Source organism: Flavobacterium nitrogenifigens (genome assembly GCF_003254565.1).
Classification (GTDB): Bacteria; Bacteroidota; Bacteroidia; order Flavobacteriales; family Flavobacteriaceae; genus Flavobacterium; species Flavobacterium nitrogenifigens.
Genome location: NZ_QJRI01000175.1, coordinates 165,331 through 178,757 on the forward strand (window position 1 = coordinate 165,331; position 13,427 = coordinate 178,757).

Consider the following 13,427-nt stretch of genomic DNA (forward strand, 5'->3'; position numbering starts at 1 on the left):
AAAGCAAGTTTTAGAACAATGGACGGTCTATGTTTTAAGAATAGTTTTATTTATGAGCGGAAAAATCAAACAAAAAGAAAATGATTTGTTTTCGCAAAAAGACACCTTTTTAAACTATAATATTTAAATTTGCAGCCAAAATAACAACAACACAACTCTTATGTATAAATTGATAATTCGTCCGATACTTTTTTGTTTTGATCCTGAAAAAGTACATTACTTTACTTTCTCATTTGTAAAATTCATTTCAAAAATCCCTGGAGTTTCGGCAATTATAAGATCAATTTATGAAGTAAAAGACACTCGACTAGAAAGAGAAGTTTTCGGAATTAAATTTAAAAATCCAGTTGGACTTGCGGCTGGTTTTGATAAAGATGCTAAGCTGTATAAAGAACTAGGCGATTTTGGTTTTGGTTTTATCGAAATCGGAACTGTAACGCCAGTGGGACAAGAAGGAAATCCAAAAAAACGTTTATTCCGTTTAAAAGAAGATCAAGCGATTATTAACCGAATGGGATTTAATAATGGCGGTGTACTAGAAGCTGTTGAACGTTTAAAAAAGAACTCAGGAGTTTTGATTGGTGGAAATATCGGAAAGAATAAAGTAACCGATAACGATGATGCCGTAAAAGATTATATCATTTGTTTTGATGCACTTTTTAATCATGTAGATTATTTTGTAGTGAATGTGAGCTCGCCAAATACACCAAATTTAAGAGCTTTACAAGACAAAGAACCTCTAACAGCTTTATTACAGACTTTGCAAAACAGAAATGTTGAGAAGCAAAAAACAAGCACCCAGAAAGTAAAACCAATTCTTTTAAAAATTGCTCCAGATTTAACAGATGAGCAATTGTTGGATATTATTGACATTGTAAAAACAACTCAAATAGCAGGTGTAATCGCTACAAACACCACTATTTCTAGAGAAGGTTTGCAATCTACTAACCAAACAGAAATGGGAGGTTTGTCTGGAAAACCGCTTACGAAACGTTCTACAGAAGTAATTCGTTTTCTTTCAGAAAAAAGCAATAAAGCATTCCCAATTATTGGAGTAGGAGGAATTCATTCTGCCGATGATGCAATTGAAAAACTAAATGCAGGTGCAAGCTTAGTGCAATTGTACACCGGTTTTATCTATGAAGGGCCAGCTTTGATAAAAGCAATCAACAAGAAAGTTTTAGAGCAATTATAAAAGCAATGCTTGAACAGTTAATCCGACAAGTATTGCAATTCCAAAACTGATTAAGGTTCCAATCATTACATATTCGGTCAATTTTCTGTCTTTGGCTTCTTTTAAATCTCCGAATCTAAAAATAGATTTAGCGGCCAGCAAAAAACCTATTGCCTCAAAATGTCCGGTTAAAATAAAACCGAAAACAAATAAGCGTTCTAAAATACCAATATAATTTCCAGCAGCTATCAGAGAATTATCCTGATGGCTGTTTTTGCTTTCAGGAGCCCATATTGAAATTATGGTTTTTATAAAAATTGAGGTAGGTTTAGTTAGCAGTAAAATTGCGGTAATGAGAATCCAGAAGGTATTGTTTTGCCAAAAGTTGATTATGGTTTTGTTTTCATAAAGCAACACTATGCCAATTAAAACAAGAATATGTGCAATCTGATCTAGAACAAACCAAGTACGTTTGGTTTTGTCTTTCTGAAAATGCAGTTTGATTAAATCGATAATGCCGTGCGTAACAGTGATTAAAGCGGCATAAGGGATAAAATTGATTTCACCCACTAAAACTGCTGCTAAAACTCCGTGCAGTAAAATATGAATATACAAATAAACACTTTTGTGTTTTTTGAGTTCTTTATTGGCGACCCAAGAATTGGGCTGCCAGATAAAATCACCAAATAAATGAGCGAGAAACAGTTTTGTAAATAAAATCATGGGGTTGTAAGTTGTTTTATTTGTTTTCTAAAATATCGATCTAAATTCATTATCAAATCAAACTGAGCGCGTTTTTGTCTTCGGCTGACGGCAGCTTGATTAATGCCTAATTTTTTTCCTAATTCTTCTTGTGACAAAGTTGGATTTTCAATGGCAATAGCTACAAATTCTGCCGATTGCACCAGCCAGCTGTCCATAAAGGTCAATGCTAATTGGAGCATTAAATTCAGTTTTTCATCCAAATCAGTATCTCCTGTTCGCATAGCCAGAGTAACTTTCTGTTTTTTTAAAGTTTCAAAAAGTTCACCCGAGTGTATAAAAGCAGAACCATTGCTTTCAGATATTCTTTCAGCATTGTGCGTTTTATCTCCAAAACCAATGCTCATTCGGGCATCAGACTTTATGGCTCTTAAATGTGCTTTTACCAAAATAGCAGCTAATAGCGCATCTTCGGGATTGCTAATTTCAATTTGAAATTCGTCTCCACGATACACCTCCCATTGACTTGGAGTATGGCCGAAGGGAGCTAAGATTTTCTTTAAATCTTCAACCCAATGTTCAGATTGCTGTCTTGAACCAATTATGTCACCTGTAATTACACTAGTCATAACTCAAATATAATTAAAAAATTATAAATTTTATATTACAAATATAAGGAATGAAAATAATTATTACGTTTTTTTGTAATATTTTAAGTTATTACGTTTTTTGGTAATAAAAGTGATTATTACAATATTCATTAATAAATTTGTTTGTGCTAAAATTATCTTTTATTTCATTAAAAAAGGAACTAACTTAGCCTTAACAAAAGAATAAGCTTTGAGTAAAGAAATCAAAATTATCGAATGTCCTCGAGATGCCATGCAAGGCATTAAGGATTTTATTCCAACCAAAAATAAAGTTACCTACATACAAGCTTTGCTGCGAGTAGGCTTTGATACAATTGATTTTGGAAGTTTTGTTTCTCCAAAAGCTATTCCGCAAATGCAGGATACTGCTGAGGTTTTGGCACAATTAGACCTTTCGCAAACAACAAGCAAACTGCTTTCTATTATTGCCAACACGCAAGGCGCGATAACTGCTGCAAACTATGAACCGATTCAGTATCTAGGTTTTCCATTTTCTATTTCTGAGAACTTTCAGATGCGTAATACACATAAAACTATTGCAGAATCTCTAGTTACGCTTGAAGAAATTCTTGAAGTGGCCGATAAGAAAAATAAAGAAGTAGTAACATATCTTTCAATGGGTTTCGGAAATCCGTATGGAGACCCGTGGAATGTTGAAATTGTAGGGGAGTGGACCGAAAAATTGGCTGGAATGGGCGTGAAAATCTTATCACTTTCTGATACTGTTGGAACTTCTACACCAGAAGTAATCACGTATTTGTTTTCAGATTTAATTCCGAAATATCCTGAAATTGAGTTTGGTGCTCATTTGCATACAACGCCAGAAAGCTGGTTTGAAAAAATAGATGCGGCTGCAAAAGCTGGCTGTACTCGCTTTGATGGTGCTATTCAAGGCTTTGGAGGCTGCCCAATGGCAACCGATAAACTCACAGGAAATATGCCAACAGAAAAACTGGTTTCTTATTTTACAGCCAATAAAAAAATAACAGGACTTAATTCTCTTAGTTTTGAAAGTGCTTATAATGAAGCTTCAAAATTGTTTGGAAAGTTCCATTAAAATTAAATATTGTTTTATATGGATAAATTTAAACTTTGGTTAGAATTTGAAGAAGTTGATCCAGATAAATGGCAAAAAGACAATGATTTTTGCAATATACACGTAACAATGGAGGATGGAAGACACTACGGAATAAATGTTTGGACTTATAATTTTTTAACTGTTGCGCTTCAATCAAATAAACAAGCTAGAAATAATCTTAATGGATTATATTTAATTCCGCCAGATTTATTTGTTGAAGAATTAACTAGAGATTGTATTGAAAAAACAATTAGTGATCTATTAAAGATAGGAAATCTAGAAGAAGTCTTAAATCCAAGTGTAATTTCTAAAAATACTGATTGAAGCTTCAAAATTGTTTGGAAAGTTTCATTAAAAAATATTTTTAAACATAAGTAATATCTTACAGTTAAATGCGTTTTTATTTATTCTAATAAAACTAAAATGAAACGAAATCTAATACAAAGAATCTCAATGCTATTGTTTGCTGCAGTTTTTTTTCTGTCTTGTTCAAGCGATTTGGATTTTGATCAGGTAAATGATTTTAAGCTAGAGCCTGTATTTGTAGCAAATCTTGCTTATTTTGATATTCCAGCAAATAAACTCGAAGACGATGGAAGTACAAATGTTTATCCCGACGTAAGAGACTTTGATATTTTTAAAGATAAGTTTTTTAATGAACGTCTTAAAAAAGCTGAGTTTGATTTTGAAATCGAGAATAATATAAACCGTTCTTTTGTTATAAACATGCTTTTGCTTAATGCAGAGAATCAGGTTTTGCAGACCATATCTTTTACGGTTCCATCTTATAATGGAACGCCAAATGTTATAAAATACCCTACAGAAGTTTTTGAAAACGCGCGATTAGATCTTTTAAAGCAAACCCAAAAAATTGGCTTTGTTATAATAATTGCTGCCGGACCTCCATTGAATAGTGAGAGTCTAGGGAATTTAAAATTAAGATCAAGTGCAACTGCTTATTTAGAAATTGAATGAGAAAAACGCTAATTCTTTGCTTGTTTTTTCATCTTTCTTGTTTTGCTCAAAACAGGGAGTTGTTATATAATTTTACTTCAATTCCGCAGTCTTCACTTGTAAATCCGGGAGCCGATGTCTCCTATAAATATTATTTTGGATTTCCGGTTTTATCTGGAATTTCTGCAAATGTGGGTTCCAGCAGTTTTTCGGCCTATGATTTATTTTCAAAAGATGGAGTCGATTTCAATCAAAAAGTGAGAGATGTAGTCAATAAATCTTCTCGCAATGATAAAGTTGTGACCAATCAGCAGCTTGAAATATTTTCTGGTGGTTTTAGAATTGGAGGAAGAGAAAGCCGTTCTTATATTACGTTTGGTTTGTATCAGGAATTTGATTTCTTTATGTTTGTCCCGAAAGATCTAGCCTTATTAGCCTTAGATGGAAACCGAAATTATATTGGTAAATCATTTGATCTAGCCGATTTGAGTATGAAAGCCGAAGTGCTTTCTGTTTTTCACGTTGGTTTTCATAAAAAAGTAAATGATAAGTTTGTTTACGGAGGACGTGCCAAAATTTACTCAAGTGGTGCAAATGCTACTTCAACAAAAAATTCGGGTTACATTTATACAGGAAAAGAGTCGGGAACTCCAAACCTATATAATCAGGTTATTTCTTCCAATTTAGAATTAAAAACATCAGGATTAGCTCGTTTTACTAAAGATGAATATGAAGGAAATGTAGTTCGTGATCTTGCGAACAATACCTTTTTTAACGGAAGTCTTGGTTTAGGAGTAGATGCAGGAATTACTTATTATATAAAAGAGAATTTGCAGTTTACAGCAAGTATTGTAGATTTAGGTTTTGTAAGGCAATCAAAAGACATTGAAACCTTAACGTATAAAGGAACTTATCGCTACAATGGTGCCAATCCAGATTTTTTAGGCTCAGATGATCCAGAAAATGTCTTTGATGAATTTGACAAAGCAATACCAAGAGATACATTATACAATAAGTATACAACCTGGCGTCCCACAAAATTTTATTCATCTATACAATATTCGTTTGGAGAAGCACGTCCTGACGACGAATGCAATTGTCATGGAAAAACCGATAAATATTATAAAAATGCGGTAGGAGCACAGGTTTTTGCAATGTCTGCTCCTCGAGTGCCTTTATTTGCTATAACAGCTTTTTACAGAAGAAATATTTTTAAAAAACTAGATCTTAAAGCAACTTATACTCTAGATACTTTTTCAAATAAAAATATCGGTTTAGGACTTGCAGGAACACTTGGTTCAGTTAATATCTATGCTTTAGTTAATAATGTTTTAGAATATAAAGATATTTCCAAAGCCAGTAGTGCAGCCTTTCAGCTCGGAATCAACTTTGTTTTTCAAGATAAAGAATGAAAATAGATAAATTCCAAATTCCAAATTCAAAACTCCCCCAAAAAAAAAGTGAAGCTTTTTTTCAATCTAACTTGGAATTTGGAATTTAAAAAATTGGAATTTAATTTGAAAGACTTTTCCTGTAAATATAAATTTATGAATAAGTTAGTATTCAAGTTACCAATTTATTCACTATATTTGCACGCAATTCAACTAGAAATTGCACCATGATAGCACACAACTCCAAGATTATCGGCGAAGGTTTAACTTACGACGATGTATTATTAGTACCTAACTACTCGAATGTGCTTCCTCGCGAAGTGAGCATTAAATCAAGATTCTCAAGAAACATTACATTAAACGTTCCAATTGTATCTGCTGCTATGGACACAGTTACAGAAAGCGCAATGGCAATTGCTATGGCTCAAGAAGGCGGAATTGGTGTTTTACATAAAAATATGACCATCGAACAGCAAGCAGGAAAAGTTCGAAAAGTAAAACGTGCTGAAGCAGGTATGATTATCGATCCGGTAACTTTACCAATGAACTCTACAATTGCTGACGCTAAAAATGCCATGAAAGAATTCGGAATCGGTGGTATTCCAATCGTAGACGAAAACAAAATCCTTAAAGGTATCGTTACCAACCGTGACTTACGTTTCGAAAAAAACGGAGCAAGACCAATCGCTGAGGTTATGACAAGCCAAAACTTAGTGACGGTTTCTGAAGGAACTTCATTAGAGCAGGCAGAAGTAGTTTTACAAGGTCATAAAATCGAAAAATTACCAGTTGTAAACGATAAAAATGAATTAGTTGGTTTAATTACTTTCAGAGACATTACAAAACTTACTCAGAAGCCAATCGCGAACAAAGATTCTTTTGGTCGTTTAAGAGTTGCTGCTGCAATTGGCGTTACTGGAGACGCAGTTCAAAGAGCAGAAGCTTTGGTTGCTGCTGGTGTAGATGCGATTATTATCGATACAGCTCACGGACACACAGAAGGTGTGGTGAATACATTAAAAGAAGTAAAAGCAAAATTCCCTCAAATAGATGTAATTGTTGGAAACATCGCAACGCCAGAAGCTGCTAAATATTTGGTAGAAAATGGAGCTGATGGAGTAAAAGTTGGAATCGGACCTGGTTCTATCTGTACTACTCGTATTGTTGCCGGTGTTGGATTTCCACAATTTTCAGCAGTTTTAGAAGTGGCTGCGGCAATCAAAGGAACTGGAGTTCCAGTAATTGCAGATGGTGGAATTCGTTATACAGGAGATATTCCTAAAGCAATCGCTGCAGGTGCTGACTGTGTAATGTTAGGTTCATTATTAGCAGGAACAAAAGAATCTCCAGGAGAAACTATCATTTTTGAAGGAAGAAAATTCAAATCTTACCGCGGAATGGGATCTGTTGAAGCAATGCAAACAGGATCAAAAGATCGTTATTTCCAAGATGTTGAAGACGACGTTAAAAAATTAGTTCCAGAAGGAATCGTTGGTCGTGTTCCTTACAAAGGTGAATTAAACGAAAGTATGCTTCAGTTTATTGGAGGACTTCGTGCAGGTATGGGATACTGCGGTTCAAAAGATATTCCAACTTTACAAGAATCTGGACGTTTTGTTAGAATCACGTCAAGCGGAATTACTGAAAGTCATCCCCACAACGTAACGATTACAAAAGAAGCTCCAAATTATTCTAGATAATTGAGTGAGTTTTAATATAAAAACAAAAGGCGTAAGATTTAATTCTTACGCCTTTTTTTATTTGATTTTACTAATTCTAGCAGTTTGCTTTATACTTGTGGACGAATTTAATTTGATGTCAAATTCATCTTGTTTCAAGTCAAACATAAGCTTCATGTCTATGGCGCTTTCGCTTGCAAAATAATTAGGAATGTCGTATGTCATTTTTCCGGTTCCGGTTCCTGAGACAATAATGTTGTTTAAATTTTCTGATGAAACATTTGCCGTGTAAACCTGATTGATATCAAAATAAGCATTTTTATCAACGATATTTGTTAGTTTGTAAATAGTTGTGATTGACATATCAATGTTAAGTGCTCCAATTGGAATTGTAATAGGACTTTCCTGAGAAAATGCTTCGCCAACTTTTAAATTTTTTTCTGGTAATGCAAGTTGGGAAAAAGAGCTTTTTACGATTTCAAAAATAGTGTTTTTAGACGCTTCATCAAGATCTTTTGCAACAATAGAATCCAATTTTGGCAATGCAGAAATTGATCCTTTCCCGTAGATTAAAGTGCCATTCGGGATTATAGTATTTCCTTTGTTGTCTAAAGATTTTATATATTCAATTACAACGGGAAAATTTCCTTCTGCATTTGTTTTGCCAGTTTTAAAAACTGACTCCATGTTGATAGTAGAATTAGTTATTGTCGGGTTTTTTACGCCAGTAGATTTTAATGTATTGAGAAAATCTTCAGATCCTTCATAAGTAAGTTCGTATGAAGCTGAATTTGCCATTGTTTGATTGTAAATCGTTTGAGGCGAGAACCGTATTTTAAAATCTAAAGTTTGATTGGACTGGCCGTAATTTAAAAATGTAACGGAAGCAAAAAGAAATAAATATAGTTTTTTCATAGGTAATTCAAAGCACTTTTTTCGCTTAGAGAGCGAAAGTAAGAAATAAAAACTACTTTATTCAGTTAGAGTTGTTTTCTTTAAAAGTAAGGCTATTCTTTCTTAGTTCTTCCAAGAGTTTTGGCAGGCTGCTTTGGCCAATTCCATGTAAAGACATGATTTCTTTTTGAGTAAATTGAGATAAATCTTCCGCAGTTTTAATGTTCTTACTTTCCAAAGCTCTTCTTGCCGGCGCAGATAAAATGGATAAAAGTCCGGAATTTGGTTTTCGTTCCGCTTCACAAATAGGGCAAGTAGGACAATCACTGGTTTTAAAATAGTGATGCCCTTTTTTGCAGGTTCTCTTATTTTTTGAAATATCGCTCATAACTATAAAGCTATGAAATTTATTTATTCTTAGTCGTATCGGCTGTTCAGAATATCTTCCGTAACAATATCAGAATGCAGTAAATCTTCCATTTTCTTTGTCATACGTTGTGCTTCTAAAGCATAGCCAAACATTTTCTTTTCATAATCAGCAATTGCTTCATCAATGGTTTCGAATTTTCCGTTGGTTAAATTTTGGGTTAAATGAAAAGCATCAAATAATCCCATATTTACGCCTTCACCAGCAAATGGTGGCATTAAATGTGCCGCATCGCCAACAAGAGTAATGTTTGAATGTTCTTTCCAAGGTTCTTCTAAAGAGAATAATCTTAAAGGCAAACCGGAGAATTCTGTAGAAACAGTGAAGAATTTTTTGTAATCATCTCCCCAGTTTTCGAAAGTTTCGTTTAAAAAAGAAATTACAGATTGATCGTCTTCAAAATTGATTCCATGATTTGCAATCCAGTCTTCATCTGCTTTAAAAGAAACACCAAAATGTACAGAACTATCGCGCATGGTGTGTGTATAAAACATTTTATGTTCGCCCATTGCCATGACATTTCCGTTTCCGTATTTAGGCTTAAATTCAGGATAATCTTGGTCAGGATTTACAATTTCACCCTGAATAATATACGTTCCAGAAAGCTGAGGTTCTTGATCGCTGACAAATTTTCTAGCGTTGGATCTTCCTCCATTTGCAACGATCACAAAATCGGCAATTATTGTCGTTCCATTTTTGAATTCTAAAATATATTGGTTCTCTGTTTTTTCAAGATTGACCAATTGACTGTCCCAAACAACAGTGCCTTCTTCAAGATTATCCAGCATAATTTTTCTAAGATCGTTTCTGTCAATTTCTGGACGTGAAAAAGCGTTGGTTTCATCTGGCATTTCATCAGAAGTTATGTTTCCATCTATATCTGCCATTTTTTCTCCAGTTGGTCTTGCATATTTGTAGAACTCATCCATTAAACCTGCTTTCTGAATCGCATATTGACCAGAATCGGAGTGAATATCCAAAGTTCCGCCAGAAGTTCTGGCTTGAGCGTCAATGTCTCTTTCGTAAACTGTAACATCAGCACCGTTTATTTGTAAAATTCTTGCAGTTGTTAGTCCAACGGGGCCTCCACCAATAATGGCTATTTTTTTATTTTTTATAATTGAAGTTTTCATTTTTATTGAAATTAATATTGTAACTGTTCTACGACTTAACAAAGAGTGATAAAGTATTTAGAATTTAGAATTTAGAATTTAGAATTTAGAATTTGGAATTTGGAATTTGGAATTTAGAATTTAGAATTTGGAATTTATTTATGGAGTAAGCGCCTTTAAAACCAGATTAAAAGCGTTATTTTTAATCTCCTCATTTAGAACAAAAGATTTTCCCGACATTGATTTTCCATCTCTATGAAATTCTAAAAGAGAGTAGAGTGAACCATAAGCAATGCTCCAAAAAACTTCGTAAGGAACAGAAATGAGTTCTTTTCTCTCAATTGCCGAAAGCATAAACTCAGTCATCATTTGCTTATATTTTCCTGTTACTTCTTGTATGATTGCATCGCCGTGACTAGAATGTCTTAAAAGTTCAAAACAGGTAGCTTGTAGCGCAAAATTTTGATTGAAATAAATACGGTTTTCCCATTGATTTTGTAATCCATCTCTAAAAGACATATCTGTAGAGAAACCGTCAAACATTTTTTCAAAGAAATTTTGGCCAATTTCAATTCCAATTTTACGAATCAAATCTTCCTTGTCTGAATAATAGATGTAAAGTGTCGCGACAGAAATGCCGCATTCTTTAGCCAAACGGTTCATTCCAAAACCTTCTACGCCTTGCGTGACAATCATTTCTATTGCTTTCTGCTTTACAATTTCTTCTTTATTGATATCTCTTGTTCTCATAATTCTAATTAATTATGGTACAAAGATATAAATAATAAATGAACGATCGCTTATTTATGGTTTTTTTTGAGGTTCTAAGATGCTAAGGTTCTGAGATGCTGAGTCTTTTAGTGGGAAAGGCTTAAAGTTGCAAAGGTTTAAAGAGACTAAGGTTTAAAAGTTTGAATGCTAATATGAATTGCCTCCAGCTTTAGCTGGAGGTTTAAGAAAGGACAAAGGGAAGGGCTTTAGCCAAATTTTGCATTCAAAGGCAAGCAAAAAAGCTGAAATGATGTTATATCATTTCAGCTGATTCTGTATTTGGAGTATATTTTATAAAGTTTTTGTAGGCTCGGCTTCTCTCAGATTTTGGTTTTTTAAGATTTCTTTTAAGTAGGGCGTTACTGTGTTTTCAATATCGCCTTCAGAGATATTTAAAGCTTCAGGATCTGATGCTAATTTTAGCCACGGTTTTGAACCGTCAAAATCATAACTTCCAAAAACAACTACAGGAGTTCCTTTTACTTTTACATTTTCTCTGTCTTTCAAAATCCATTCGTCGGCAAATTTATAGAGATATTTAGCGTCTTTTTCTAATAGGCGTAAGCAAGAGTGTGAGGCTGGATATCCTGGTAAAGCATATTCGTGAAAACCAACTCCCAATTTATTTTCAATGTTAAAATTCCATTTTAGATCCCACTCGTCATTAAAAGTGCTTGTGGTTTGTTCGGCTTTCCAGTTGGTGAAAAATAATCCAGTAGGAGTAGGATCTTTTTTTCTTCCCATATTGGTAGGACCTGTACGAACCAATTCACCATTTTCGTAAGCAGCAAAAGTTTGGGTTGGATAAGAAAAAAGAACAATTTTAGAAACCTCTTCTAGAGCTGAAACATGAAGCGGAAACGGAAGATAATAAACTAAATCTCCACTAAAATCTGCTGGAATAACAACAGAATCCAGTTTCTTAAAATTAGCTTTATCTGTTCGGTTTAAGGCGTAAACAATAGCCATTTTAGAACTGTCGGCTTCGTTAAGCTTTAGCCATTCTTTTGTATTTGTGATTTGATAAGCAACTGTTTCGGGTTTTTTATATTCGATTGCTTTCTTTTTCTCTTTTTTATTTTCAGTCAATGTTATAGTATCGGTTTTTTTGCAAGAACCTAATAAAACTAACGTTAAGATTAGTATGGCGTTTGCTGTGTAATATAACTTTTTCATGGGTTGTATTTTTATGAATATAAAGTTATAAATCTGATAGCCAAAAAGAGTTACATAATTTTTTGAATTGGTTTCGGGATTTACATTTTTATAATTCCTTTTGTTTTAGCTTATTTGTGCTTATGGTTAAACCAGTTGTAACTATTAAAAAGTTTAGTATATAGTTAAGGTATGGTTTGTTAAAAATTGTAGGAATAAGTGAAAATACAAAAAATAAAAAGAATGATAAAGCTGCCATAAATATTTGCACGACCAATAATAATAAAATATTCTTCCAAAAAAAACTCGGAAAAAGGATTGATAAAAGCATATAATGGCATAAAAATGAACAGAAAAATCCAAAAATAATTAATAGATATAAATTCAATCGTACTATTTCTAATTTTGGAAGATGAATTTAATTCGTTTAGAATTTTATCATTTGAATCAGTAAAAGAAATTTTTCTCCAAGCAGATATAATATCGTCTTTGAGTGTTTTTCGACCTATAATATCTTTTCTTATTTGAGAAAGTTCATTTCGAGTTGCAAAATCTAGGGTACTATTGTTTAATATGTTTGAGACTTTTTCTATTTGAGATAATTTATTATTAAGATTATAGTAATAAGAAAATCCAAAAATATTATCAGCAAAAACAAAAAATATTACTACTGTAAGAAATATAAAAAATTTAGAAAGTTTTTTAATTGAATTATCTTTAATGAATTCTATAATTGCTTTAAAAATCTCCATTTTTAATTTAAATTTTATTATTCAGAAATATACAAAGATTTGTTTTGAAAAAAAACATTAAAAATTATACTCTAAATCAAACCTTTAATTTTTGCATGCTGCAATAACATAATAGTTTTAGCATCAGTAATCTCTCCAGATTCAATCATGGCGTAAGCTTCATCAAAAGTATATTCTAAAACCTCAATGTTTTCTTGTTCAGCATCAAGTCCGCCTCCAGAGCTTACTTTCATACTTTCGTCATATTCGCCAATAAACAAATATAAAATCTCTGTTACAGATCCTGGAGACATATAGGTTTCGATTACTTTTTGAACTTTTGTTAAACGGTATCCTGTTTCTTCTTCTGTTTCGCGAATAATAGCTTGTTCGGCATTGTCTTTGTCCAAAAGTCCCGCGCAAACTTCAATCATCATTCCCGTTTTATTTCCGTTAAGATAAGTCGGTAAACGAAATTGTCTGGTTAGAATAACCGTTTTTTTGATTGAATTGTATAGTAAAATTCCAGCACCATTTCCGCGGTCATACACTTCGCGAATATGAGATTCTACTTTTTCGTTTTCTTTTGTATAGTTAAAAGTAACTTTATTTAAGATGTACCAATTGTCTGATAATAACTTGGTTTCTGTAATCTCAATTTCAGGATTTTTTCTCATGTCAGTAGTAAATAGTCAAAAAAAACGCTCTG

At 33.0% G+C, this 13,427-nt stretch carries 15 protein-coding genes; 6 read left to right on the forward strand and 9 right to left on the reverse strand.

Features of this window, described 5'->3' with window-relative positions:
* The first annotated feature begins 160 nt into the window (after positions 1-160).
* Positions 161-1,195, forward strand: coding sequence for a quinone-dependent dihydroorotate dehydrogenase (locus DM397_RS12800; RefSeq protein ID WP_111377907.1), 1,035 nt, complete (start codon positions 161-163; stop codon positions 1,193-1,195).
* Here the strand turns inward: DM397_RS12800 and DM397_RS12805 are convergent.
* Together DM397_RS12805 and DM397_RS12810 are read right to left on the reverse strand one after the other, a co-directional pair.
* Positions 1,190-1,897, reverse strand: a complete 708-nt coding sequence (locus DM397_RS12805) for a DUF3307 domain-containing protein (protein WP_111377908.1) — start codon at positions 1,895-1,897, stop codon at positions 1,190-1,192. The two genes, DM397_RS12800 and DM397_RS12805, sit on opposite strands and share 6 nt — an antisense overlap.
* Positions 1,894-2,505 (reverse strand): hypothetical protein, encoded by a 612-nt coding sequence (locus DM397_RS12810; protein ID WP_111377909.1) that lies wholly within the window; start codon positions 2,503-2,505, stop codon positions 1,894-1,896. The genes DM397_RS12805 and DM397_RS12810 overlap by 4 nt, the downstream gene beginning before the upstream one ends.
* A 211-nt stretch (positions 2,506-2,716) precedes the next feature.
* Here DM397_RS12810 and DM397_RS12815 point away from each other — a divergent pair, with 211 nt between their 5' ends.
* The 5 genes from DM397_RS12815 to guaB all read left to right on the forward strand — a co-directional run bounded on the left by DM397_RS12815 (position 2,717) and on the right by guaB (position 7,649).
* The gene (locus DM397_RS12815; protein ID WP_111377910.1) at positions 2,717-3,583 is read left to right on the forward strand and encodes a hydroxymethylglutaryl-CoA lyase; all 867 of its coding nucleotides are present in this window, start codon (positions 2,717-2,719) and stop codon (positions 3,581-3,583) included.
* A gap of 18 nt (positions 3,584-3,601) precedes the next feature.
* Positions 3,602-3,928 (forward strand): hypothetical protein, encoded by a 327-nt coding sequence (locus DM397_RS12820; protein ID WP_111377911.1) that lies wholly within the window; start codon positions 3,602-3,604, stop codon positions 3,926-3,928.
* 99 nt (positions 3,929-4,027) lie between these two features.
* Positions 4,028-4,579: a hypothetical protein gene (locus DM397_RS12825; protein ID WP_111377912.1), complete on the forward strand. Its 552-nt coding sequence runs from the start codon at positions 4,028-4,030 to the stop codon at positions 4,577-4,579.
* A complete protein-coding gene (locus DM397_RS12830; RefSeq protein WP_111377913.1) occupies positions 4,576-5,970 on the forward strand; it encodes a DUF5723 family protein in 1,395 nt (464 codons plus the stop codon). Before DM397_RS12825 ends, DM397_RS12830 begins: the two co-directional genes overlap by 4 nt.
* A 206-nt stretch (positions 5,971-6,176) precedes the next feature.
* Positions 6,177-7,649, forward strand: a complete 1,473-nt coding sequence (guaB, locus tag DM397_RS12835; RefSeq protein WP_111377914.1) for an IMP dehydrogenase — start codon at positions 6,177-6,179, stop codon at positions 7,647-7,649.
* Positions 7,650-7,706: 57 nt separating this feature from the next.
* Here guaB and DM397_RS12840 read toward each other — a convergent pair whose 3' ends face one another.
* The 7 genes from DM397_RS12840 to DM397_RS12870 form a co-directional block, all read right to left on the reverse strand.
* Positions 7,707-8,543 (reverse strand): hypothetical protein, encoded by an 837-nt coding sequence (locus DM397_RS12840; RefSeq protein WP_111377915.1) that lies wholly within the window; start codon positions 8,541-8,543, stop codon positions 7,707-7,709.
* Between the two features lie 61 nt (positions 8,544-8,604).
* Entirely contained in the window at positions 8,605-8,910 is a 306-nt protein-coding gene (locus DM397_RS12845) for a DNA-directed RNA polymerase subunit alpha C-terminal domain-containing protein (protein WP_111377916.1), read from the reverse strand.
* A 29-nt stretch (positions 8,911-8,939) separates the two neighbouring features.
* On the reverse strand, positions 8,940-10,082 hold the full coding sequence (locus DM397_RS12850) for an FAD-dependent oxidoreductase (protein WP_111377917.1): 1,143 nt from the start codon (positions 10,080-10,082) through the stop codon (positions 8,940-8,942).
* Positions 10,083-10,220: 138 nt separating this feature from the next.
* Positions 10,221-10,811: a TetR/AcrR family transcriptional regulator gene (locus DM397_RS12855; protein WP_111377918.1), complete on the reverse strand. Its 591-nt coding sequence runs from the start codon at positions 10,809-10,811 to the stop codon at positions 10,221-10,223.
* Positions 10,812-11,123: 312 nt separating this feature from the next.
* Positions 11,124-12,008, reverse strand: coding sequence for a L,D-transpeptidase (locus tag DM397_RS12860; protein ID WP_111377919.1), 885 nt, complete (start codon positions 12,006-12,008; stop codon positions 11,124-11,126).
* Between the two features lie 179 nt (positions 12,009-12,187).
* Entirely contained in the window at positions 12,188-12,739 is a 552-nt protein-coding gene (locus DM397_RS12865) for a hypothetical protein (RefSeq protein ID WP_111377920.1), read from the reverse strand.
* A gap of 71 nt (positions 12,740-12,810) precedes the next feature.
* Positions 12,811-13,395 (reverse strand): NUDIX domain-containing protein, encoded by a 585-nt coding sequence (locus DM397_RS12870; RefSeq protein ID WP_111377921.1) that lies wholly within the window; start codon positions 13,393-13,395, stop codon positions 12,811-12,813.
* Positions 13,396-13,427 lie beyond the last annotated feature (32 nt).

Coding starts and splice junctions, on each gene's coding strand:
- DM397_RS12800 (WP_111377907.1), top strand. CDS start 161: ATGTATAAATTGATAATTCGTCCGATACTTTTTTGTTTTGATCCTGAA.
- DM397_RS12805 (WP_111377908.1), bottom strand. CDS start 1,897: ATGATTTTATTTACAAAACTGTTTCTCGCTCATTTATTTGGTGATTTT.
- DM397_RS12810 (WP_111377909.1), bottom strand. CDS start 2,505: ATGACTAGTGTAATTACAGGTGACATAATTGGTTCAAGACAGCAATCT.
- DM397_RS12820 (WP_111377911.1), top strand. CDS start 3,602: ATGGATAAATTTAAACTTTGGTTAGAATTTGAAGAAGTTGATCCAGAT.
- DM397_RS12825 (WP_111377912.1), top strand. CDS start 4,028: ATGAAACGAAATCTAATACAAAGAATCTCAATGCTATTGTTTGCTGCA.
- DM397_RS12830 (WP_111377913.1), top strand. CDS start 4,576: ATGAGAAAAACGCTAATTCTTTGCTTGTTTTTTCATCTTTCTTGTTTT.
- guaB (WP_111377914.1), top strand. CDS start 6,177: ATGATAGCACACAACTCCAAGATTATCGGCGAAGGTTTAACTTACGAC.
- DM397_RS12840 (WP_111377915.1), bottom strand. CDS start 8,543: ATGAAAAAACTATATTTATTTCTTTTTGCTTCCGTTACATTTTTAAAT.
- DM397_RS12845 (WP_111377916.1), bottom strand. CDS start 8,910: ATGAGCGATATTTCAAAAAATAAGAGAACCTGCAAAAAAGGGCATCAC.
- DM397_RS12850 (WP_111377917.1), bottom strand. CDS start 10,082: ATGAAAACTTCAATTATAAAAAATAAAAAAATAGCCATTATTGGTGGA.
- DM397_RS12855 (WP_111377918.1), bottom strand. CDS start 10,811: ATGAGAACAAGAGATATCAATAAAGAAGAAATTGTAAAGCAGAAAGCA.
- DM397_RS12860 (WP_111377919.1), bottom strand. CDS start 12,008: ATGAAAAAGTTATATTACACAGCAAACGCCATACTAATCTTAACGTTA.
- DM397_RS12865 (WP_111377920.1), bottom strand. CDS start 12,739: ATGGAGATTTTTAAAGCAATTATAGAATTCATTAAAGATAATTCAATT.
- DM397_RS12870 (WP_111377921.1), bottom strand. CDS start 13,395: ATGAGAAAAAATCCTGAAATTGAGATTACAGAAACCAAGTTATTATCA.